The 23,277-nt window shown below is 34.9% G+C and carries 20 protein-coding genes; 12 read left to right on the top strand and 8 right to left on the bottom strand.

Going from position 1 to position 23,277, the window contains the following annotated elements; genetic code table 11:
• The first annotated feature begins 41 nt into the window (after positions 1–41).
• Positions 42–860 carry a non-homologous end joining protein Ku gene (gene ku / locus ACVYAD_RS19820; protein WP_386828153.1) on the top strand — a complete coding sequence of 273 codons (819 nt, stop codon included), beginning with the start codon at positions 42–44 and terminating at the stop codon, positions 858–860.
• 575 nt (positions 861–1,435) lie between these two features.
• On the opposite strand, the gene ACVYAD_RS19815 is transcribed toward ku, so the two are convergent.
• Both ACVYAD_RS19815 and ACVYAD_RS19810 read right to left on the bottom strand, forming a co-directional pair.
• Positions 1,436–1,639: a hypothetical protein gene (locus ACVYAD_RS19815; protein WP_476427608.1), complete on the bottom strand. Its 204-nt coding sequence runs from the start codon at positions 1,637–1,639 to the stop codon at positions 1,436–1,438.
• A 170-nt stretch (positions 1,640–1,809) separates the two neighbouring features.
• The gene (locus ACVYAD_RS19810; RefSeq protein ID WP_476427607.1) at positions 1,810–1,950 is read right to left on the bottom strand and encodes a hypothetical protein; all 141 of its coding nucleotides are present in this window, start codon (positions 1,948–1,950) and stop codon (positions 1,810–1,812) included.
• Positions 1,951–2,293: 343 nt separating this feature from the next.
• Here ACVYAD_RS19810 and ACVYAD_RS19805 point away from each other — a divergent pair, with 343 nt between their 5' ends.
• Positions 2,294–2,458, top strand: coding sequence for a hypothetical protein (locus tag ACVYAD_RS19805; protein ID WP_476427606.1), 165 nt, complete (start codon positions 2,294–2,296; stop codon positions 2,456–2,458).
• A gap of 517 nt (positions 2,459–2,975) precedes the next feature.
• Here ACVYAD_RS19805 and ACVYAD_RS19800 read toward each other — a convergent pair.
• Positions 2,976–3,479: an AAA family ATPase gene (locus tag ACVYAD_RS19800; RefSeq protein WP_476427605.1), complete on the bottom strand. Its 504-nt coding sequence runs from the start codon at positions 3,477–3,479 to the stop codon at positions 2,976–2,978.
• 644 nt (positions 3,480–4,123) lie between these two features.
• On the opposite strand from ACVYAD_RS19800, the gene ACVYAD_RS19795 reads away from it, so the two are divergent.
• The 5 genes from ACVYAD_RS19795 to ACVYAD_RS19775 all read left to right on the top strand — a co-directional run bounded on the left by ACVYAD_RS19795 (position 4,124) and on the right by ACVYAD_RS19775 (position 10,032).
• Complete coding sequence (locus ACVYAD_RS19795) at positions 4,124–4,879, top strand: class I SAM-dependent methyltransferase (RefSeq protein ID WP_476427604.1); 756 nt, start codon at positions 4,124–4,126, stop codon at positions 4,877–4,879.
• Between the two features lie 70 nt (positions 4,880–4,949).
• Positions 4,950–5,978: a serine hydrolase domain-containing protein gene (locus ACVYAD_RS19790; RefSeq protein ID WP_476427603.1), complete on the top strand. Its 1,029-nt coding sequence runs from the start codon at positions 4,950–4,952 to the stop codon at positions 5,976–5,978.
• Between the two features lie 300 nt (positions 5,979–6,278).
• Entirely contained in the window at positions 6,279–7,475 is a 1,197-nt protein-coding gene (locus ACVYAD_RS19785) for a tyrosine-type recombinase/integrase (RefSeq protein ID WP_476427602.1), read from the top strand.
• Between the two features lie 24 nt (positions 7,476–7,499).
• Entirely contained in the window at positions 7,500–9,644 is a 2,145-nt protein-coding gene (locus tag ACVYAD_RS19780) for a tyrosine-type recombinase/integrase (RefSeq protein WP_476427601.1), read from the top strand.
• Positions 9,637–10,032 carry a DUF6262 family protein gene (locus ACVYAD_RS19775; protein ID WP_476427600.1) on the top strand — a complete coding sequence of 132 codons (396 nt, stop codon included), beginning with the start codon at positions 9,637–9,639 and terminating at the stop codon, positions 10,030–10,032. The genes ACVYAD_RS19780 and ACVYAD_RS19775 overlap by 8 nt, the downstream gene beginning before the upstream one ends.
• Positions 10,033–10,221: 189 nt before the next feature.
• Here the strand turns inward: ACVYAD_RS19775 and ACVYAD_RS19770 are convergent, their stop codons facing one another.
• The 3 genes from ACVYAD_RS19770 to ACVYAD_RS19760 form a co-directional block, all read right to left on the bottom strand.
• On the bottom strand, positions 10,222–10,674 hold the full coding sequence (locus ACVYAD_RS19770; protein ID WP_476427599.1) for an SMI1/KNR4 family protein: 453 nt from the start codon (positions 10,672–10,674) through the stop codon (positions 10,222–10,224).
• Between the two features lie 393 nt (positions 10,675–11,067).
• Positions 11,068–11,520: an SMI1/KNR4 family protein gene (locus tag ACVYAD_RS19765; protein WP_476427598.1), complete on the bottom strand. Its 453-nt coding sequence runs from the start codon at positions 11,518–11,520 to the stop codon at positions 11,068–11,070.
• 1,030 nt (positions 11,521–12,550) lie between these two features.
• Positions 12,551–13,084 carry a dihydrofolate reductase family protein gene (locus ACVYAD_RS19760; protein ID WP_476427597.1) on the bottom strand — a complete coding sequence of 178 codons (534 nt, stop codon included), beginning with the start codon at positions 13,082–13,084 and terminating at the stop codon, positions 12,551–12,553.
• 101 nt (positions 13,085–13,185) lie between these two features.
• On the opposite strand from ACVYAD_RS19760, the gene ACVYAD_RS19755 reads away from it, so the two are divergent.
• Both ACVYAD_RS19755 and ACVYAD_RS19750 read left to right on the top strand, forming a co-directional pair.
• Positions 13,186–14,130 carry a helix-turn-helix transcriptional regulator gene (locus tag ACVYAD_RS19755; protein WP_476427595.1) on the top strand — a complete coding sequence of 315 codons (945 nt, stop codon included), beginning with the start codon at positions 13,186–13,188 and terminating at the stop codon, positions 14,128–14,130.
• Between the two features lie 93 nt (positions 14,131–14,223).
• On the top strand, positions 14,224–15,276 hold the full coding sequence (locus tag ACVYAD_RS19750; RefSeq protein ID WP_476427594.1) for a DUF418 domain-containing protein: 1,053 nt from the start codon (positions 14,224–14,226) through the stop codon (positions 15,274–15,276).
• Positions 15,277–15,712: 436 nt separating this feature from the next.
• On the opposite strand, the gene ACVYAD_RS19745 is transcribed toward ACVYAD_RS19750, so the two are convergent.
• Positions 15,713–16,828 (bottom strand): PrpF domain-containing protein, encoded by a 1,116-nt coding sequence (locus ACVYAD_RS19745; RefSeq protein ID WP_476427592.1) that lies wholly within the window; start codon positions 16,826–16,828, stop codon positions 15,713–15,715.
• Between the two features lie 343 nt (positions 16,829–17,171).
• Between ACVYAD_RS19745 and ACVYAD_RS19740 the strand changes: the two genes are divergently transcribed.
• From ACVYAD_RS19740 to ACVYAD_RS19730, 3 genes are all read left to right on the top strand, one after another.
• Positions 17,172–18,035, top strand: coding sequence for a LysR family transcriptional regulator (locus ACVYAD_RS19740; protein ID WP_476427591.1), 864 nt, complete (start codon positions 17,172–17,174; stop codon positions 18,033–18,035).
• Positions 18,036–18,591: 556 nt separating this feature from the next.
• On the top strand, positions 18,592–19,902 hold the full coding sequence (locus ACVYAD_RS19735; RefSeq protein WP_476427667.1) for a CitMHS family transporter: 1,311 nt from the start codon (positions 18,592–18,594) through the stop codon (positions 19,900–19,902).
• A gap of 427 nt (positions 19,903–20,329) precedes the next feature.
• Positions 20,330–21,202 carry a LysR family transcriptional regulator gene (locus ACVYAD_RS19730; protein ID WP_476427590.1) on the top strand — a complete coding sequence of 291 codons (873 nt, stop codon included), beginning with the start codon at positions 20,330–20,332 and terminating at the stop codon, positions 21,200–21,202.
• A 96-nt stretch (positions 21,203–21,298) separates the two neighbouring features.
• On the opposite strand, the gene tcuA is transcribed toward ACVYAD_RS19730, so the two are convergent.
• Positions 21,299–22,798 (bottom strand): FAD-dependent tricarballylate dehydrogenase TcuA, encoded by a 1,500-nt coding sequence (tcuA, locus tag ACVYAD_RS19725; RefSeq protein ID WP_476427589.1) that lies wholly within the window; start codon positions 22,796–22,798, stop codon positions 21,299–21,301.
• Positions 22,799–23,277: the final 479 nt, after the last annotated feature.

Raw genomic sequence — 23,277 nt, 5'->3', positions numbered from 1 at the left:
TAAGCAAAATATATCATAGTAAGAAAAACGAGGTGATTCAAATGCATACAGTTTGGAAAGGCAGTATCTCATTTGGTCTTGTCAATATACCGGTAAAACTTCATGCCGCTACTGAAAATAAAGACATTAAATTACGACAGCTCCATAAAGAATGTCATACCCCTATTAGCTATAAAAAGGTTTGTGAAGGCTGTAACCAAGAAGTAAAAGATGAGGATATCGTAAAGGCGTATGAATATGCCAAAAATAAGTTTGTCGTATTAGATCAAGAAGAATTAGAGAGCTTGCGGAAGGAAAATGAAGATAAGGCCGTTGAAATCATTGATTTTGTGAAATTAACAGAAATCGACCCTATTTATTTTGAGCGCACATATTTTTTGTCCCCTGATTCGACTGGCGGAAAGGCTTATTCCCTACTACGCCAAACTTTAGAGCAATCAGGAAAAATAGGCGTTGCTAAAATTATTATCCGTTCAAAAGAGCAATTAGCAATCGTACGCGTTTATCAAAACGCTTTAGTGATGGAAACGATTCATTACCCTGATGAAGTAAGAAGTGTTGGTGATGTTCCAAATGTACCAAGCGAACAAAATATAGTTCCAAAAGAGCTAGAAACTGCACTGATGCTCGTTGATCAATTAACGACCGAATTTAATCCTGAAAAATATACAGATGATTACCGCAATGAATTAATGGAGCTTATAGAGGAGAAAAAAGCTACGAGTACAATTTCAGCTAACGATAAACGCCCGGTCCCAGATAATGTCACGGACTTAATGACAGCGCTCCAAGCCTCTTTAGAGAAAACGAAAAAGCCCGCAACGAGAAAACGAACAACGAAAACGAAGAAAAATGCTTAAAATACACATAGAAGAAGCGTATCCTTTATTTATTGGATATGCTTTTTTTAAAGAATCTTCCTTTTACTTGATACGACAATTAGCTTGTCTCTATACATTCCATATCTTTAATAAAAAATTATCATTATGGTTGTCAAATTATCATTGTTTTTCCCTTTATAAAGTATTGAATTAATTTCAAAATTCATTTTAACGAACGATGGATAATTCGAATGGAAACTCAAAAAAATCAAAAGGATGTAAATGTAAATTCTCAAGAATACCTAACATTTCACTTGATTAACGTGGAACCAAAAATGCAAGGGCAAAACTCCTAAGAGAAATCGTAGCCATTATTAACAACGCTGGGTATCATCCTGAAGCGAAGCAAATGAAAGCTATGTTTAATCCGTAATCTCTCTCATCATTTACTTCAAATTGTCTCCCTTTATCCAAATCGATAAAGGGAATTTTACATTTTAACTTTACATAACATTAGAAAAAGGAAGTACCGATGAAGGGCCAACCCTTTTCATTTAAATTATAAGTTATTGTATATGCAGCATTTTATACAGTCAGAGGCTGTGAACAAAGTTTTACCATTTAGAAACTGCTGTTCCAGCATAAATGGCTTTTGCTTTTTTATCAAACGAAGATTTATTTGCCCAAATTTCAGTTTTCACATGTAATCCTTGAGAAGAATACCAAGTTGTAACCTTTAGATACTGTCCTACAACTGCTGGTGGGAAATCTTCAATTACACCAACACTAGTAAGACCATAATAAGTTATGAATCCCAAATATGCTTTGCCTAAAACGAATCCAATTTTACTTTTTTTGAAGTAATACTCAATTGCGGCACCTAAACCTACAACTACAAAATATTCAGCTCCAGCCTCTAATTTACTAACTTCATGATATGTTACTTCTTTTTTATCAGGATAATTAAATACTGACTTAAGATGTTTGCTTACTGTGTACCTCCCTGAAAGTTTAGCAACAACATTTTGAGTTCCAATAGCTTTACTTTATAAGTTACTTTAATTGTTCCATTAGTGTTTTTTGTAACACCTGTTACTGCAATATTTGCATCAATGACAGTACTAGCCATAAATAAAACACTCCTTTTTATAGTATTTGATGTACATCTGTTATACAAAGTGGATGTATTAACATTAAAATCAACCATTCCATTAAATTAATTTTAAGTACGAAAATACGATAGCTAATTGACTTTTTTGCTATTTTTTGAACTAAAAGTTGAAGGTACAGCATAAAGCTGTCCCTTTTTGATACCATATTAAATAATAGAAAGAGCAGGAGGAAAAGCGCCTCTTAAATTAGTTATGTGTTAGGTAGAGCCAACTTTAGGTCTCGCAACAGATCGATATTACTTAAACTAAAAGAGGCAAGCTCAAATTGAGGTAGAATTTTAAATTTGGAGGGAAATATGTATGAAGAAAAAAATAAGACTCGGTTTGTTTGCAATTGGTATAGCAATGATGTTAGTAGGTATGACTTATTTATTGGGGTATTCAACAAATGAATTTTTAAAGTATCCTTTGTATTTAGGAATGTTATTAATAGTTATATTTTTCCCTATCCATAAAAAATATTAAAAAAAGTAAGCTCTCAATCTTTTCGACGAGAGCTTTACTTATTAGAAATATAAAAAAGCATAAGTGGCTTCAAGAACAATACAAAAAGGATTAAAGACAAAATTAAAAGGCATGAGTCCGATACAATATCGAACCATGCCCTAACCGGTGCCTAATGAAATAACCGTGTCTAGCTTTTAAGGGTCGCTTCAATTTTTGTATTGTAATACGTTATATACTTTCAAATTTTTTGAAGGATAAAAACTCATTATTCCCGAAGAAATTCTCCATTACAGAGTTGTCGTAACAGTTTCCTTTACTAGACATACTTTGGAGAATACCTCTTGATTGAAGCGCCTGACCTGAATTTGTTCTCACCATCGTTAATGTCGTTATCAAACGTTAACTGATTATCTTGGTTATTATGACGGATTTGTTTGTCATATCTTTGAGATTCAAAATTATTGAGAAGGTCGTTTTATAAATGCTTAAAATGTACACATAATAAGCATATCCATTATTTATTGGTATTCTTTTTTTAAAGAATCTCCCTTTTACTTGTTACGACTAATAGCTTGTCTCTATACAGTCCATATCTTTGATAAAAATTGGGTTTGCCAATCTCCTCAAAATGACGATTCCATTTAAACATTTTTATAAATATTGAGAAGCTCGGTTTGTAATTGGACTTTTCCAACCCAAGTTTTTGTAATAAAAACCTTTTTATTATTCGATAGACTCGTATGTAATAATTCGTATTTAAGAAAATAATTAAGTCTGCATTTGAAAAACTTTGTGCTACCCAGTCCTCATTATGAACTCCCTCAATAATCCACTCATTAGTAAAAGTTATATTTTTTAAATAATCCACTTTTTGTTGATCGGTCCTTCTACTATCACCAGATTTTTGCCTTATCCAAACAACATTATCTAATTCATAATAAGGAATGTCTAATTTCTCGGATAATTCTTTCGCTAAAGTTGTTTTTCCACTCCCAACAGAGCCAATGATATGTATTTTACGCGGAAACTCCTTATTCAAACGAACCCTCCTATTCATTTTTTCATTTGATTATTTTGGCTCATCAACATAGCGTGGTTGATTTCCGTTCCGGCTGGTCGCTTTGTATCTGACGCTTCGCTTTCACAAGATTCTATCCGTTGGTTCGGAGGTTCTTTCCGTTGCTTTGACGATTCTATTCGTCGTTTCAAGTTCTATCCATCTTTTCAGAGATTCTATCCACGATTTTGGATGTTCTATCCATCTTTTCACACAGAGCAAAGCTTCCTGGGTGCGTCTGACGAGCCGCTTCGCTCCAGGGTCTCGGGCCAACAGATATTTTTTGCGTGAAAGCGTAGTGATAACGTAGCGGCAGCAGAGGGTTTTATCTGTGCGAAAGCGAAGCGGCAGCAAATGTTTTATCTGCGCGAAAGCGAAGCGGCAGCAAATGTTTTATCTGCGCGAAAGCGACAGCAACACCAACAGCACGACGTTGGTCACAAGGCATTATCACAGGATGAGTTGCCCAGCCTCCACTTCAATCAACATATATACATAGCATACGTTTATACATAGCATACGTTTCAATAAACACCATCTCAATCTTTTAAAAAGAACCTAATTTGTAAGAATATTATATTCATTATACAATATTCTTACAATTAAAGTTGAAGGAGCCAAATTATATGTTTCAAAATGAGTTTTATGGAAATTTAGAAAAATATAATAACCCTATTGAATATGATGAACTCTATAAAAATTATAAAGTAGATTTATATTATATTGAGAATCACCTAAAAACAAAGAACGATACGATTATTGAATTAGCTTGTGGGACAGGTCGATTAGCTATTCCCCTTGCCAAGCAAGGATATGAGGTTTATGCAATTGATATTCACGAAGGGATGATTCAGCAAGCCATTGAAAATGCGAAAAATGAGAATGTTGATGTACATTTCACTGTGCAAGACGGCACACAACTAAATTTACCAATCACATCAAATTTTATTTATATGACAGGTAATTCATTTCAACATTTTTTAAGTAATGATAGTCAAAACGCTTTATTCCAATCCGTTAAACAACACTTACATCCTGGAGGAGAATTTGTATTCGATACGCGAAACCCAATTCTAAGCGAGCTATCTATTGTAGATGAATACGAGGAAATCTTAGTTACTAGCAAAGGTGAAAAACTAACCATTCAACATCATGAAGAATATGACCCTATCACACAGATTTTAACTTGTCGTTCTATCAATAAGCTAGAACATTCAACTTTCGAAGATTCAATTCGAATTCGCTATACATATCCAATGGAATTGAAGAGGCTATTAGAACAAAATGGATTCGACTTGTTACATCTATATGGGTCATGGAACAAAAGTGAGTTTACAAAAGATAGTATTTGTATGATTGTACATGCACAATTGAAAAAATAATTACTCATTCCACAAACACCAGTTCCCCCGTTCTGTTATAATGTAGAAAAAACTAGGAGCTCAATATTAGATGATAAACATTCGTGAACGCATGGAGCATTACCATATAACAGGTTTAAGCATTGTAGCTATCGAAAAGGGAAAAATAAGTAAGCAGGAACATTTTGGTGTTCTAGAAGCAGGTACCGATAAAATAGTTAATGAGCACTCCATTTTCAACGCTTGTTCCATCAGTAAGTTTCTAACAAGCATTTTAGTAATGAAATTCGTAGAACAAGGAATTGTAGATTTAGATGAAGATGTTAATAAAAAACTAGTTTCATGGAAGGTCCCTGACAATCCATTGACGAAGCATAAAAAAGTTACATTACGCAACTTACTTTGTCATCAATCTGGTATTGTGGACCCTGAGGGCAGTTTTATGGAACTAGAATCTTTCAACGAAATACCGTCCATGGTAGAAATATTGAATGGTACAACCTCATATTGCCCTACTACCATTGAAGTGACATATGAACCTGAAAGTGAATTTCACTATTCTGATGCAGGCTTTTGTCTTATTCAACTATTACTAGAAGATATAACTCAAAAACCTTTTTCTTATCTCATGGACACTTTTATATTTAAACCACTAAGCATGACAAACAGTACATGTACTACCTCTCTTTCAACATCGACTTTAGATAATTTTGCATGTGGCCATGATCAAAATGGAGCTGTAATTCCAGGGAAATATTCTATTTATCCTTATATTGCCGCTTGTGGTATATGGACTACCCCAAGCGATTTAACAAAATTATTATTGGATATTATGAATGCCGTCAAAGGACAAAGTAACATTGGCATTGCGTCCAAACAAGTAAAAGAACTATTCCGCTCCCAAGGCTGTAAAGAATGGACAGGTCTCGGTGTATTTCTAGATGGCACGGACAGCAAACTCGAGTTTACCTCTCTTGGCTGGGGTGTTGGATTTCAATGTATGTTAGTCGCCTATCCATATATTGAACAAGCGATTGTTATGATGAGCAATACTGATACAGGTATGCATCAAATGAAGGGAATCATGGGGGAAATCTACCGTTCTCTTTCCTCCTATTAAAAAGAGGCTTATCAAATTATATAAGGGTAAAGGAATAGAGGATAATTAGTCTATTATATAGGCTGTTATCCTCTTTTTATTTGCATAATAGGCTAAAAATATAAGGGTTTATTAATAAGTACAAATAGTATATTATGGATATTGCATAGGAACATTCGTTTGTAATTAAGAGGGTGTAGCCTTGGTCCGAGGTAGGACTCCGCAGAAGCAAAGTTTCGAGGACCTTAGAGAAACAAACATACCAATTAACACTATGGGTTAAGCGCCTTCTCTAACCTAACAATAGGAGATGATTAATGAATGGACATAGAAGTTTTAAAAGTACCGATGGATGACAATAGGATTATCTATGTCTTGCTAGATGCTGACAGAAAACCAATTGAAGTGGTAGCAAAGTATATGAAATATCTCTATAACAGTGGAAAAACACCTAATACTTTAAAGGGATATTGTCAGGCTTTAAAAGCCTATTTTACTTATTTAGGGCAATTAGGGATTGATTATAACCAGGTCTCTTTTGAAGTTCTATCGAACTTTGTGGGTTGGCTTTCAAATCCTTATGAGAGTGTAAAAGTGACTCCTCAGAAGAAAACCTCAGCAAAGCGAGCTGAGTCAACTGTGAACAATTATATTACTGTTGTAACGAACTTCTATGATTATTTATATCGAAGCGATTTAATAGATTCGAACATTGGCGATAAATTAATGAAAAAAGTATTCTCGGGTGCTGGTGGTAAAGGATATAAAAGTTTTTTAGAGCACGTTAGCGGAAATCAACCCTACTCCAAAAATATTCTTAAACAAAAAGAACCCAGAAAGAAAGTAGAGATTTTCACAAAAGAACAAGTTGAAATCGTCTACAATGCTACTACGAATATTAGAGATAGATTCTTAATACGTCTACTATTCGAAACGGGTATGAGGATTGGGGAGGCTCTTTCTTTATTTTTAGAAGATTTAAAACTTGATAATAAACATAGAAAACATCAGATTCATTTGACAGAGAGAGGCGTATTACCTAACGGCGGCTATTTAAAAACGGGTGAAAGAAAAATCGATGTATCGCAGGAACTGATGGATCTATATGATGATTATTTGTATGAAGTGATTGATGATTTGGATTTGGACCATAACTTTGTTTTTGTGAAACTGTATGGTGATAACCTAGGTTCACCAATGGAATACCATAATGTTCGTGATGTGTGTCAAGAACTTAAGAAAAAAGCTGGGTTTCATATAACTCCACATATGTTTAGACATACCCACGGAACTCTTTATTACCTTGCGACCAAAAACATTAAAATGGTGCAAGAGCGTTTAGGGCATTCTCAAATCCAAACAACCATCAAATACTACCTCCATCCTTCCGAGGATGATATCCGCAAGGATTGGGAAAAGGCAGCTCCAACATTCAATCTAGGTTCGATAAAGATTAGAGAGAATGGAAAGGAAGACCCTGTTCTATCGGGTGTTTCTGATGAAGCATTTCCTTTTTAAATCAATAGATAAGGAGTCAGGATATTGAATAAATACACAGCGTGCAATAATTTATCCCAGAATGACTATTGGGACTTGATTACCTCTACCCTTTCCTCTTACGAGGTAAAAGAAGTGTTAGGCGATGGAAAGCTCAAGACATATAAGGCCGAGGATGATTACTTTCTGGTCAATGATGTTTGGAATGCTGATACCATTGGTCAAATCCCTAATTTTGCAGAAGAATATAAAAGCACAGGAAGAAAGATAACATTCACTTCTGAAAGTCTTTCGGTATCCTTGGAACTTAAATTTGTATTTTATCTTAAGCTTTTTAATGATGGATGGAGTCTTTCTTCTGCATTTAGTAGTAATAAAGCTAACCTAAATCGATTGAATGAATACCTAAACGAAAGACATCCTAGACATCCTAGACTCCCTTCCCTTTTGGAATTGGACATCGACAAAGAGGAAAAACGGTGGATATGGTGGTTGATCAAAAAGGGGATAGTAACAACTCAAAAGAATTCAACCCCTATAGGTAATGACGTAAAAATTACAGAAAACAAATCAGCAGCAGCAGCATTTTTGCGATCAATTTATGATTACTTATCAAAACAAACAGATACCCGTGAAGAATGGGAAAAAGATAGATGGGATGTTAGGGTTCTAAACAAAAAATATGGCATTGAATATAATCGTTCAATGACTAATTACTATATAAATTTTAAAAAGGTACAAAACGAAGAATTCAGAAAACACTTCAAAAAGTATATAAAAAATAGATTGCTAGGTGCTCGGAATTTTTCGTGGAGTTCAGCTAAGAATTATAATAGGTATTTATCAATGTTTTTGAATTTTGTTAGTGAAATAGAACCTGATTGGAATAGTTTAAATGAACTCACAAGAGAGCATTTCGAGAAATATTTAGAGTATCTTAATCATTATGCAAAAAACAATATAAAACAAAAGAACGCAAATCCTACAAGATACATAATCTCTAACATTTGTTGTGTTAATGTATGTCTTGAAGATTTCCAAAGATATGAGTCTAGTATTGCACCAACCAAACCTGTAACAAAGCTTATTTATCCTGGAGATATCCCTAATATGCCTAAGAAAGCAACAGATGACATTGACCACGTTCCAGACTTTGTGTTGGAGCAATTGTTCGAGCATATCAATGAACTTCATCCAGATGTTCAGCCAGTCGTTTGGGTTATGTATAAAACAGGATTGCGTGTCAGTGATGCATTGGGACTGACACAGGAATGTCTATTTCGTTTAAATGGTAAAAGCTCTGTTAAAACCGACATAGAGAAGACCTATGTGATAAATCATAAAATACCCATTGATGAAGAATTGGCAAATCTGCTCGCCGTATTGATCCACAATTCAGAAGAACGCAGCAATGATGGCAACAATCCAGATAAATTTATCTTTGTCCGATACACTGGTTCCCTTAAGGGAAAGCCATACAGTCAAAACTGGATTCAGAACAAAATGAACGAACTGGCACATAAAAAGAAAATTGTTGATGAGGCGGGGAATATTTTCCATTTTAAAAACCACGCTTTTAGGCATACCTTTGGTGTAAAGATGATAAATGGCGGGGCTGATATTTTAACAGTGCAAGAACTTTTGGCTCACGCATCTCCTGAAATGACAATGCGTTACGCTAAGTTAGTGGATGATACAAAACGCAAAGAGTTTGAGAAGGTCGTGAAAAGTGGCGTATTTAGCTTTGACTTGGATGGTAAAGTTGATCAAGTGGCAGAGAACGAGGAAATTCCAGAAGACATTATGGATGCATTATGGCGAGATGAAAAGTTAAATGCAATGGACAATCCTTATGGGACTTGTCGAGCCAGAGTAAATGGAAACTGCCCTTTAGCAGCTGAACCACCTTGTCTTACAGCAAACAATGGGAAGCCTTGTTTTGATTTAGCTGTTGGTATGAGCAGTTTCGATGTAAAGAAATATGAGCTTCACATAGAATCAACCACTAAGATGATTGAAGCAGCAAAAAAATATGACCGACAAGATATGATTGAAGCGAATGAAAAGAACTTGGAGAGATACAAAGACATATATAATACCATTAAAAGTGGAAACGTCATTTTCGGTAACTTAGAACGTATGCAGAGAAAACTAGAACGTATGAGAAAGAAAGGTGTTAAGAATGGCTAGTATCGACCGAGAAGAGCAAATAAGGCACTTACACGAGGAACGTAAACGTAAGACAAAAGAAAAGGTTGAAAACGCCATTAAACGGCTTACTAAGGATTCTAAGGCTATTAATTTCAACAGTGTAGCAAAAGAAGCTGGCGTAACGAAAGCGACCTTGTATAATCATTCTGACATTCGAGAACGTATTGAATTCTTACGAGATCAACAAGAAAAAGCATATAGTAATGCAAGAGCTAAGCGAGACGAAGCAAATCAAGACGCAATGATCGCTTCTCTTAGGCGGAGAATCAAAAAATTGGAAGGGAGAATTGAAGAGTTGGAAGATGAAAACAAAAAATCACGCAAAACAGAAAGTACAGAACTAGCAGATTATATGAAAAATTTATAACAAAGGCTAGTGTAGTAAACATTGTTACAAAGATCATAAAAAAAGAGACAGCAATCGCTGTCTCTTATTAAACTAAAGCCCCCGTTAGTTTAATAAGAGGGTCTGTATATTCTATCTGTGTCTATAACAAAATCAACTTCAATATATATATCATTACTTAAATCACGATTCTTAGTATTCTATAATCAATTAATCCTCATCATACAAATTATCTACAGATTCTTGTAAAGACTCTAATAGATACTCGCTGAAGTTTTCATAAGTAATGGCATACAGTTCCTTTGAAAAACGACTCCAAAAGACAACAGGGCACTCGCCATCGTTCATTTGATTGGTATCTAAGCAAGTCACAGAACCATCGATATCTTCTAAAACAATATACTGTAATGGTAGGTCGTACTTCTCTCTATACAATTTCGTGTGGTAAACAACGGAAGCATCCGCGGCAGGTTTCTCACAACCATTTATATCTATTCCATTAAGTCCGCCGCTACCATACTGTTTTAAAAACCAATGATAACTCTTCGGGAATGTAATGTTTAGTATTCGAGCTGCTTCTCGAATCGTATCTTCATTTACCCCTCCCATAAAATCTCCATCTTTTTCATATGTGGAAATGATTGAAATAATCTTGTCATTCAATTTTTTATATCCCTTCTAAATGTTCTTGCGCTCTCATTTTTCTATAGCTATTTCTAAAATTATTATACTGTGTTATTCCGATAAAACAATCTGGGCCGATTGTTGAACACAAGTTAAACAACACTATTCAATTAACCTGCTCCATTAGTTCAATAAGAAAAAAAGAGCTGCTTATGCAACTCAATGATCTTCAAGTAAAGCTACTCGTTAGTTTAATAAGGGGTAGCACCAGCAAAACGCGAATTTTGTACGCAAGTGAATTTTCATAGAGAAAAAGCCGATTTCTTCTATGTATAGAGAAAATCGGCTTTGTAAATCAATGCAGTAAAATAATATGAAACTTATAAATATATATCATTACTTAAATCACGATTCTTAGTATTCTATAATCAATTAATCCTCATCATACAAATTATCTACAGATTCTTGTAAAGACTCTAATAAATAATCGCTGAAGTTTTCATAAGTAATGGCATACAGTTCCTCTGCAAAACGATTCCAAAAGACAACAGGGCACTCGCCATCGTTCATTTGATTGGTATCTAAGCATCTCACAGAACCATCGATATCTTCTAAAACAATATATTGTACGGGTAGGTTATATTCTTCTCTATACAATTGTGTGTGGTAAACAACTGAAGAATCCGCAGCCGGTGTCCTACAACCATATATATCTATTCCATCAAGTCCACCGCTACCATATTGTTTTAAAAACCAATGATAACTCTTTGGGAATGTAACGTTTAGCATTTGTGCTGCTTCTCGAATCGTATCTTCATTTACCCCTCCCATAAAATCTCCATCTTTTTCATATGTAGAAATGATTGAAATAATCTTGTCATTCATCTTTTTATTTCCCTTCTAAATGTTCTCGTTCTCTCAGTTTCCAATAGTTAATTCTAAAAGTCTTTTCGTGGTCTTCCTTCGAGTAAAGAATTACAAATATCAAGGTAAATATTGCTATAAAATCTGAAGAATCTCTCCCCATCCTCACATTAAGATACTTCCCTTCGTTCTAAAAATTTTTCTATAGAATATTTAACCTATCAAATCTTAACAATGTATTGCCTTATTTCATATATGTAATTTTTTCCTTATTAAACTAATCTGCCTCGTTAGTTTAATAAGAAAAAAGAGCTGCATACGCAACTCAACGATCTTCAAGTAAAGCACCCCGTTACTTGAAGAATCTAAATTTCTGTTCCATTTGAGAGTCTCTTTTTAATAACAAAATAAGTTACTACTCCTAAGCTAATGTAGATTATTAACATACTACTACCCAATATCGCAGAGTATTTATATACATTATAAAGACTGTATATACTTAGTAAAATATAGATTGTTAAAAACACAAATCCTTTCTTTCTGCTTTTCACAAAGACTGAGGAAAAAATAGCTAAAACTATACTAACGACTGCCAACTGAAATAAAATGAGTATTGTGAACATCAAAATATTATTATCCATTACACCAATCCCCCTACATGACTTCTACAAATGTAAGCAATTTCCTTATTCAACTAAACTGCGCCGTTAGTTGAGTAAGGCAAGATAAAACAACAATCGTTACGAACAGAATCATAAAAAATAGACCACCATATTTTATATGTATAATATGCTTGATCTATTTATTTACATACGTTTGAAGGTTGTCACCCTAAGATAAATTAATTAGCCTCTTTTTTCAGGTATAGATCATCAGCCCTACAATTTTGGTTTCAGCTTAACTGATGAGAAACTGTTGATTTTCGCGGAGAGTGGCAACTCCTGCGGGATGAGCTTGCGCGGATAGCCCCGCAGGAACGTAGTGACGAGGAGATTGAAGCCAAGCCCGCGGAAAGCGGAAACTCGGAGTGAAAATCAACCTTTGTGGCAGATTATCTAACCTTTTTCTTCACCTTATAATGCATTTGCACCATTTGCCCAAAGCGTTGTGTATTTACTAACTCCAGGTCTTGAAATGGATTACTATCCTTAAACAATGGAATGCCAGAACCTAATAAGTGCGGTGTAATCGTAATAATTATTTCATCTATTAACTGTTCCTTTATAAAAGGGTCGAGAATTCCCGCTCCACCAACCATCCAAATTTTAGACCCTTCCTGTTCCCTTAACTTTTTAGTAAACGCTACAATATCTTCATTTACAAACTCAACATGTTCGTTTTGACCACTTAGTGAAGTTGTGAATACATAACATTTCTTATCGGGATATGGAAAAGACTCAATGTGGTCTACAACCCAATCATACGTTCTTTTACCCATAATAACAGTATCAATGGATTGATACATATCTGAATATCCAGCATCCCCTTCCCCCTCTGCTTCCTCCAGCCATTGTAAATCATCATTCTCTTTTGCAATATATCCATCCAAACTAGTTGCAATATATAAAATAATTTCTCGTGACATAACATCATCTCCTTAAACTTTTGAAAAACTTCTGAACAAAATCTATACTAAACAAAAAACATGACAACTACTGGCATGATTAAATGAAAAAAGGTGAGAAAATGTCAAAAGCAAAACGACTATTAGATATCCTTCTGTTTGTAAGTGCAAAAAAGAAATTTACTGCACAAGAAATTTCAGATGAGTTCAATATATCGATTCGCACGGTCCATCGATATATTTTAGATTTAAGTGATATGGGTTTACCTATTTATGCAGAACAAGGGCGGAACGGTGGCTATACTGTCCTATCGAGCAGACTTCTTCCCCCTATTTTATTTACAGAAGATGAGGCAGTTTCGATTTTCTTTGCGTTCCAATCACTTCATTATTACCGTGATTTACCCTTTAATACAGAAATACAATCCGCTTCTCATAAGCTTTATTGCTCGCTTCAGGAAGAGGCAAAGCGGAAAGTAGATCAACTTCAATCTTACATCGCGTTTTGGAATCCTAAACGGGCGATTGAAACCCCTTTATTGAAAGTCGTTTTAGAGACAGCTATTGAAAACAAAAATCTACATATTCACTATGAATCAAAATCAGGTACAACTACAAAACATATTCATCCAATTGGTGTGTATGCTCATGATGGGTTGTGGTATATGCCTGCCTTTGATTTCACAAAACAAAAAATATTACTGTTTCGTGTAGACCGAATTGTTTCCATTATAGAAAGTGAAGAGAACAAAGAGGTATTTGTAAATTTGAAGGAATGGTTTAGTAGCAATTATGAAAATAAACAACCTATCCGTTTACATGTACTATTATCAAGAGAAGGTGTGCGACAATGCAAAAGCGAACCAAACCTAGAAGATTTGGTCATGATCAAAGAAGATGGCACCGGTTATATTAATGCCAATATAGACAAAGGTGAGCTTAATTTTATTAGCCCCCTTTTCTATCGGCTTGGCATGCATGCACAAATTGTAGAACCGAAAGAATTAGTCCATATTTTACGGCAGCAGGCAAAAGACATTTTATCTATGTATCCAGAAAATGATTAAAGTTATATGACGATTTTGTAAGATTGGCGTAACATTCATCGTTACTACTTTATGGATAACTTCCGTATACTTTGTAAATGAGGAGTGAGAAACATGCAACCAATTGATTTAAACAAACGTATTGATACACTAGATTATTTAAGAGGGTTTGCTTTATTAGGAATTATTTTAGTCAATATTCCAGGATTAATGCGGATTAATCTACCTGACACATCTGTAGATGTTGCTTACAATAGGTTTTTAACACTTTTTGTGGAAGGTAAGTTTTTCACCATTTTTTCATTTTTATTTGGTGTAGGCTTTTATATTTTCATTTCCCGTGCAATAGCTAAAAATGAAAATGCCTACTTTTTATTTGTTAGAAGAATTATTATTTTATTGTTAATCGGGCTTGTACACTTTTATTTCCAACCTGGAGAAGCATTAACCATCTATGCAATATTCGGGCTAATAGCGTTACCTTTTTACAAAGTTCGTAAAGAAATAAACATGACTATAGGGCTTATTTTATTAGCGGTAACCGCTTATTTTGGTTTCAAAATTGCCATGCCGTTCCCTCTAATGTTACTGGGATTAGCTGCTGGGCAGTATCGAATTTTTGAAAAGATTCATGACAATCGTAAAAGAATAATTATCTTGACAGTTATTATGTTCTTTATTAGCGTAGGGGGATTGCTGTATCAATGGCATTATGTCCCAGAGGCAATGGTGAACTTTGATCAAATGACAGAAGATGAGCTTAAGGTACATGTGACAAACATTGAAAAGTTTACACTTATTGGGCTTCAATTTAGCCCATTTGTATCAGCATTTTATGTAGGATTATTAATGCTTTTACTGCAACGTCCTTTATTTCAAGTTTTGCTTTCACCTTTAAAAGACTATGGTCGAATGGCATTAACAAATTATTTAGGACAAACCGCGCTGATTTTAATAATTGGTAATACTTTTCACCTTATTGGCAATATTCGTTTCATTCAATCTCTATGGATTTGTATAGGCATTTACATTTTCCAATTGCTATTCAGTAAGATTTGGTTAAAATACTTTAAATTTGGTCCATTCGAGTGGTTATGGCGCATGGGAACGTATTGGACAGTCCCTTCCTTGCTTAAAACTTCTACTAAATCAAAAAAACATACCTAAAAAAAATAATTGATTTAGGCAAGAACCTAACAGCCATCTTTTCTATTTCATAAAATGGTAGTGTACCTAATTTGCTTCCAACTTGCTCATACCTTGGGCAAGAAACACACCCCCATCATTATTAAATCTTTCTTTGGTCACTTTCCGCTTAGGAAAAGTGGCCTTTTTTCATATCCCCCCAAAATTTCTATAAAAAAACCGACAAAATCATTCAAGATTTTGTCGGTACTTTGCTTATTTAGCAGTTCAAATATTAGTAATCCTAATTGGAGTAAAATAAGTAATCGTCATAAACGAAAAGGGATTTTCAAACCTTGATTTCTAGTGTTGAAAAATGTCCTCCCAACCTACTTCTTTAGCTACCACAATTTTTCTACATCAAGTCGCTACTCCTCTAATATTAGTCAGAAGTTTTTAATTCTATATACATGGTTATTCAACACACCCGATAATTCTTCTTAGTATACACAAAGCCTTCTAAAATTCTACGAGCTGTGCGTACGACTTTAATTGAACTAATTTGACCAGCGATTAATTCTACCTTTGTTTCCATAATCCCAGCAGGATGTCCTAATCGAACAATTTTTTGGTTCACCTTTATCACATCGTATAATACGGTATCTTTTAAAAATATACCTGCTGTTGTACAGATAGCACCTGTGATAGCAAGTGCCTGATGAGGCTTTTGCATCGACATCATCCTAATCACGCAATCCATATCCTTGGCTTTTCTCTCCACGCCCGCTACATCAATATAATCTGTAGGAGGTGCAATAATCGTCATTTTAGGTACAGCTGGTGATTTTTTCGTGGCCTCATCTTTACTGGCAAACTGGCACAATTCAGTCGCGATTGATCTAATTTCTTCTAACTCTGCTAGTTTTTCTAGTGAAAAATCTTCAGGTAGCTCAACACCTGTAAGCCCCACATCTTGAGCATTGACAAAAACTAATGGATTAGCAACATCAATAATGGAAACATTTACAGGCCCTTTTGACGATTTTATCACATCAATAGGATTTCCAGTTGGAAACAGCTTCCCTGTCACAGCTCCTTCAGCGTTAGAAAATGAAAGATAAATAGGAGAACCTGTTCCTGGAACTCCAGGAATTGAATACATTCCATCCGTTTTCACTCGACCGTTTTCAACTTCTACTTCAGCAATAATCACCTTCTGAGTATTCGTGTTGAATATTCTGACCCTAGTGATTGGTTCAATTGCTGGTACTAAACCTTGGTCGATGACATATGGACCCACAGCAGAAGAAATATTTCCACAGTTCCCCCTAAAATCAACTAATTGATGCTCAATGCTTATTTGGGCAAAAGTATATTCTATATCAATTCCTTCTAAATGGGACTTTTTAATAATTGCAGCTTTACTCGTTAATGAATTCGCTCCGCCAAGACCATCAATTTGTCTCTGATCTGGACTTCCCATGATATCTAGTAAAAATCGGTCCCAAAGCAAACGGTCTTTTGGCATATTTTCAAAATGTATGAAAACCCCTTTACTTGTTCCACCCCTCATAACAACAACAGGTACTTTCATCTCAACAACCACCTTTTTTATTATCTTGATCATCTTTGAATTGGATATCAGATGCTTGTACACCAAAAAAGTAACTTCAGCCCACGTTCAACTCCCTACCTTTAAGGTGGGAGACTACTGTAACTGTCCTTTACCTTTCTTTTGTAACTGCCGTTTTACTTACGTTACAAAAAACACTTGTACCTGTCGCTCCGCTTTCGGTACATAAATCATTTGTTGAATTAAGTTAAAAGTACCGGTACTTTAAAAAGTATAGTATGATAAGCGATATCATAAGTAAAATAGATAATTTATTTCTAAAACCTTAAATTTTTTTTATAATCTTGATTTGGAGGGAACTACTTTGGATGAAAAAGACTGGAACGCTATTAAAATTTTATATGAAGAAAAAAATATCACTCGCGCCTCAGAACGTTTATATATTTCTCAGCCCGCATTAACTTACAGGCTTAAAAATTTAGAAAAAGAGTTTGGCATTAAATTATTCTTTAAAATAAAAGGAGGAATTGAGTTTACTTCTGAAGGCACACATTTAGTCGAGTACTCAGAAGAAATGATAAGGAATCTACAAAAAACGAAAGATTATATGTTAAATATGCAAAATGAAGTACGAGGAACATTAAGGTTAGGAGTTTCTAGTAATTTTGCTCAGTACAAACTACCCAAAATACTAAAAATGTTTTCAACCGAGTTTCCTAATGTACAATTCAACGTCAATACAGGTTGGAGTACAGATATTATGGATCATCTCGATTCCTCTTCTGTGCATCTGGGGATACTCCGGGGGAATTACGAATGGTATGGAAAAAAAACGTTACTTCATACTGAGAACCTTTGTTTAATTTCAAAAAAGGTGGTAGATATCGGAAACTTACCTAACCTTCCGTTTATTAACTATAACACTGACAGTACTTTAAAAGCCCTAATTACGGGGTGGTGGCATGATCGGTTCTCAGAACCACCAAAAATTACAATGGAGACCGATCGACTCGAGACATGTAAAGAGATGGTCAAAAATGATTTAGGTATTGCTATCGTACCCCAAATTTGTTTGCAGCCTTCAGACAATCTACATATACATGAACTATTTTATAAAAGTGGAGAGCCAGTATTACGCTATACATGGTTAATGTACAATCAAGATGTATTAAAATTGTCCACAGTTAAAAACTTTGTAGATTTTTTAAATAAACATCCAAATATTTAATTTCAAATCGAAAATCAGTAATGAAGAAATTTGCTTCTTAATCGTGACTTAAAATAAGAAAATATTAAAAAAGACAAAATTATCCTTATCATTTGACATTTGAATAAAAAGAGCAAGATGAGGAATATAGTTCAAATCATCTTTACTTTCTTAAGAACTTGTATATTTTTAATCTCCATTGAACTTCTCACTTGCTTCATAATTATCTTGTAAAAAGGAGACGCTCCTCTGTGATTTCTTCACCTTATTTACGTCCTTTCACTTTTTCCCCATAACCTCACACTCCTCTTTTACCATGCATACGTTCTTCTATATTTTTTAAACAACTAGATTCAGAAAAATTCATTACTTCCTTTAATTGATCGAAATGGAAATACCTCAACCATTGTAGTTTCAGTTGATTATAAGTTTTTTTTAAGAAATATCTAAAAAATTATATATTTTACTTATTTACACGATTGTAATAATCTGAAATCACTGAATATTCTAGTTATTTAGTAGGTAATTAAATAGTTCATCAAAATTTGTAATCAATTTCTTTAAAGGGGGAATTTATATTTTTACTTTCTTAGGAATTTCAATGGTCATAGTCTTTACGTATTTAATTATGACAAAAAAATTATCACCAGTTACAGCACTTGTCATTGTTCCAATAATTTTTGCTATCATGGCTGGGTTCCGTCTAGAACTTGGAAATATGATGCTGGATGGTTTAAAAGGGGTAGCACCTTCAGCTGCGCTGCTTTTATTTGCAATATTGTTCTTTGGTATATTAATAGATGCAGGTTTATTTGATCCGCTAATCAATGGAATGATGAAATTTGTAAAGGGGGATCCCGTTAAAATATCGATAGGTACTGCCATTATTGCAATGACCGTAGCATTAGATGGTGATGGGACAACAACCCATATGATTACTATTTCTGCTATGTTGGCACTTTACGTTCGAATTGGTATGAACCCGCTTGTTCTTGCAACCATTTCTTTACTTTCTATTAGTATTATGAGCGGTATGACTCCTTGGGGTGGCCCAGCAACGAGAGCCATTGCAGCCTTAAGTCTCGATGCTAATGAGTTCTTCTTGCCACTTATACCTACAATGGTATCAGGCATGATCACTATTCTTATTATCGCCTATGTTCTCGGAAGAAGTGAAAGAGTAAGAATCGGTGTGATCAATGTAGAGGAAGTTTCACCACAAACATTAAAGTTTAACGAGGCAGCTGCCACCAACTCACAACAGGAAGATATTAAACGTCCAAAATTAAGGTGGATTAATTTAATGTTGACTCTAACGGTGATGGTCGTCTTAGTTTTGGGTCTAATTCCAGTTTCGGTTTTATTTCTAATTGGTTTCGTATTGGCAGCTATGATTAACTATCCGAACCTAGATCAGCAAAAAGAACGTATTTTAGCCCATGCAGGAAACGCTTTAACGGTTGTAATATTAGTGTTTGCAGCCGGTATATTCTCAGGAATTTTCTCTGGAACAAAAATGGTTGATGCCATTTCCGATGCACTAATAGCTATTATTCCTGAATCCGTTGGCACTTTCTTCCCACTTGTTGTTGCACTGGTTAGTATGCCATTTACATTCGTTTTGTCTAATGATGCCTTTTATTTTGGCGTATTACCAATTTTAGCTGAAGCAGGATCAGCTTATGGTGCTAGCACTATGGAAATCGCAAGAGCTTCGGTGTTAGGTCAGCCTGTACATTTTCTAAGTCCGCTTGTTGCATCAACTCTCTTATTAATTGGAATGATTAAAACAGAACTTGGAGATCTACAACGTTATACCATTAAGTGGTCCGTACTATGCTCTTTAGTTATTATCATTGTTGCTTTTGTAACTGGCGCTATTAACTAGTATTTTTGTTATCAATTTCGACTCAGCGTACTTGCAATAGTTGTTCTGCCGCTACGTTAGTACTTCGCTTTCCAATTTGTAGAATGAAGATAAATCGGCCATCCAAATTTAGTACACTCAACTGAATTTGGAATGGCCTTATTAACGCTAATAAGAAAACAATATATTTTATATTTTCTTTTATAATCTTCGTTATCACTTTTACAATCGTTCTAGCTAGGTTCATAGCCATAACCAATCGGCTATCATATCAGTATGCCCTAGCGCCTTTTTAAAATAGAAAACGTACTCTGCCTCTTACAACGGTACAAGTAAGGGGTTTCTGCTTTCTTCAAACGTCACTTCTTACAAGTGAACCTAATGATCTCTAAAGTATTGATCCGTATTGATGCATTGAAATAGGAAACTAAAAGAGGAGGGTATCCATTTGGATGAGCGGGATTGGAACATTTTGCAAACACTTTACCATGAAAAAAATATTACAAAGACTGCACAACAGCTATACATCTCTCAACCAGCCTTAACAAAACGCTTAGCACATTTAGAAAAGGAGCTAGGGGTAAAGATTGTAAATAGAGGGCGACGAGGAGTTCAATTTACTCCACAGGGAGAGTATTTGGCAAAAAGCGCCCATAAAATAATAGTAACCATTCAAAAAGTTAAAGAGAATGCCCTTAATATGGAGAATAATGAAGCTGGCACACTAAGATTAGGGGCTTCTAATTTTTTCACAGATTATATGCTTCCCCTGCTACTTAAATTGTTCAAAGAACAATATCAAAGTATTGAGTTCAAGATCACAACTGGGATTAGTAGTGATATTGCTCATTTAATTTACGATAAAGATGTTCATATTAGTATTGTAAAAGGTGATTACAGCTGGAAAGATCAGAAACATTTATTATTTGAAGAAACGATATGTATTGCTTCGAAAGAAAAAATAGACATATGTAATCTCCCTAAATTAACCAGGATTGATTATCATACCGACTCATTTCTCAAAAATTCGATTGATAATTGGTGGTATGAGTACTTTACTCAACCACCGCTAGTCAACATTGAGGTAGATAAGGCGGACACGTGTAAAAAAATGGTTGTTAACGGATTAGGCTATGCTATCTTGCCAAGTATGATTTTGAATGATACTAACGACATCCATAAAATAATTCTTAAAACAACTGACGGAAAACCAATTGTTCGTAAAACTTGGATGCTTTATCATGAAGAATCACTGGAATTAAACATTGTAAAAGTATTTGTCGAGTTCGTGAAAAGCTTAGATTTAGAGACATTGATATAAGTCAATAAAAACTCTTCCTTTAGGCAAAATACTTGCTGTACACCTAAATACTCAATCTTGGAGCATCTGCGAAAAGCAGATGCTCTTTCACATTATTTATGATGTTAGTATTTCCTTTGAATAGTGTGCAGCATTTGTACCAGCTAACTTTCCAAACACCGCTCCCGACATTAAGCCGGATCCACCTGGGTAGTTTGTATAGAAAATGCCACCAACCATTTCTCCAGCAGCGAAAAGACCTGATATTGGTTTTCCTTCTTTATTTAAAACTTCTCCTGTTCCGCTAACATGTAATCCTCCAAAAGCAAAGGTAATACCACATGTAACTGGAAATGCATAGAAAGGTGCCTGGTCTATTTTTAAAGCCCAATTTGATTTCGGAGGAGTAATGCCAATGGTTCCTTTTCCGTCTTTTACTGTCGGATTATATTCCCCTTCTTGAACTGCTTCATTATATTTTTCTACAGTTTTCAATAATTCCCTTTTATCTACTGACAACCTATCCGCTAGTTCTTCCAAACTATCCGCTTGACAATAGGTCGCCTCCTCTAAGTTATATTCTTTACGAAGCATAGGACGTACTTGGGCATCGAAAAGTTGAAAAGCACTATTGCCAGGTTGCTTAAGGACCTCGCGACCATACTTTGCATAAGTATAATTTCTGAAGTCAGCACCTTCATCAACAAATCTATTTCCTGTTTGATTAATCAAAAGACCTAAAGGAAATGAAGATTTCTTATAAATATCACCTGGCTTATTAAAGTCTCCCACTTTAGGCGCATTATAATCAGTGCCAATTGAGTGACAGCCATTCCACTCACCATATTTTTGTGCACCTACAGCCAATGCCATTGTTAAGCCATCTCCTGTATTAAATTCAGTCCCTCTGACAATTGCTGCTCCCCACTCTTCACCTAAATGTTCGATTCTCATCTTTTTATTAGCTTCAAAGCTACCACACGCTAGAATTACACTAGCTGTGTTGACTGTCATCGTTTCTTCTCCCTGTTTAACGACGATACCAGTAATGCGGTTGCCAGCCATAACTAACTCAATGGCACGTGAATTGTACCAAATGTCTATATCGAGCTCTTCCACTCTATTAAATAGGTTTTTAACTAACCCAACACCTTTATTTTCTGTTTTAATTGGAAGTCCGCCCCAAAAGTAGTGTTTCCCATCTTTTATAAAAGACTGATTTTCAAAATTTAACTCAAATTTTATGCCGTGCCCACTCATCCAGATAATTGTTTCATATGATTTGGAAACAAGCTGTGTTGCTAACCCTGGGTCACATTTCCCTTCTGTTACGCGCATTAAATCCTGATAAAAATGAGTTTGTGAGTATTCAGGCATTACAATCTTTTCAGCTTGTTCATCCGTCATTTTGGGAATTACTTTTCTAATTGCATCTAAATCATTATAAGCGACCCTTATAGCTCCATCTGTAAAAAATGAATTCCCCCCGCGTTTTTTGATGGATCCTCGTTCCAATACAAGAACTTGAGCACCAGTTTCCTTTGCCGAAAGCGCTGCACACAAAGCCGCATTTCCTGCTCCAACTACGACTACATCATATTTTTTTATACTTCTCATTTTGAACCCTCCCGTATGGTTATTACCGGATCTTACATCAATAGTAAAGTAAGTTTAGAAAGAGTTAAAATACCAATTTGTTATTTCATACAATAATTAAAGGTTATATCTAATGCAGCGAATACTACCATTAAAAAACCACTTTAACGAGTCAAATGTGAAATGCCCTAAAGCTAATTGAATAGTGGAAAATCATTCATATTAAAATTCAAATGAATTATGCTTTTTTTAGTAAAAACGTGCAATAGTAAATTTTTTAGACTTAGTGCTAACGTAGCGGCAACAACAGATGTTTTTTACGCGAAAAAGCATAGCGACAGCTGCACGAAGTTGATCACTCAATCTTGTGTTGGTGTTGGTGTTGGTGTTGGTGTTGGTGTTGGTGTTGGTGTTGGTGTTGGTGTTGGTGTTGGTGTTGGTGTTGGTGTTGGTGTTGGTGTTGGTGTTGGTGTTGGTGTTGGTGTTGGTGTTGGTGTTGG

The organism is Lysinibacillus sp. G1-3 (assembly GCF_056322905.1).
The sequence above is the reverse complement of the archived record's forward strand: the minus strand, read 5'-3'. Positions and strand labels throughout refer to the sequence as shown.

Bases quoted from the DNA above. Each gene is read 5' to 3' on its own strand.
- ku (WP_386828153.1), top strand. From the start codon at position 42: ATGCATACAGTTTGGAAAGGCAGTATCTCATTTGGTCTTGTCAATATA.
- ACVYAD_RS19810 (WP_476427607.1), bottom strand. From the start codon at position 1,950: ATGGCTAGTACTGTCATTGATGCAAATATTGCAGTAACAGGTGTTACA.
- ACVYAD_RS19805 (WP_476427606.1), top strand. From the start codon at position 2,294: ATGAAGAAAAAAATAAGACTCGGTTTGTTTGCAATTGGTATAGCAATG.
- ACVYAD_RS19795 (WP_476427604.1), top strand. From the start codon at position 4,124: ATGTTTCAAAATGAGTTTTATGGAAATTTAGAAAAATATAATAACCCT.
- ACVYAD_RS19790 (WP_476427603.1), top strand. From the start codon at position 4,950: ATGATAAACATTCGTGAACGCATGGAGCATTACCATATAACAGGTTTA.
- ACVYAD_RS19785 (WP_476427602.1), top strand. From the start codon at position 6,279: ATGGACATAGAAGTTTTAAAAGTACCGATGGATGACAATAGGATTATC.
- ACVYAD_RS19775 (WP_476427600.1), top strand. From the start codon at position 9,637: ATGGCTAGTATCGACCGAGAAGAGCAAATAAGGCACTTACACGAGGAA.
- ACVYAD_RS19765 (WP_476427598.1), bottom strand. From the start codon at position 11,520: ATGAATGACAAGATTATTTCAATCATTTCTACATATGAAAAAGATGGA.
- ACVYAD_RS19760 (WP_476427597.1), bottom strand. From the start codon at position 13,084: ATGTCACGAGAAATTATTTTATATATTGCAACTAGTTTGGATGGATAT.
- ACVYAD_RS19755 (WP_476427595.1), top strand. From the start codon at position 13,186: ATGTCAAAAGCAAAACGACTATTAGATATCCTTCTGTTTGTAAGTGCA.
- ACVYAD_RS19750 (WP_476427594.1), top strand. From the start codon at position 14,224: ATGCAACCAATTGATTTAAACAAACGTATTGATACACTAGATTATTTA.
- ACVYAD_RS19745 (WP_476427592.1), bottom strand. From the start codon at position 16,828: ATGAAAGTACCTGTTGTTGTTATGAGGGGTGGAACAAGTAAAGGGGTT.
- tcuA (WP_476427589.1), bottom strand. From the start codon at position 22,798: ATGAGAAGTATAAAAAAATATGATGTAGTCGTAGTTGGAGCAGGAAAT.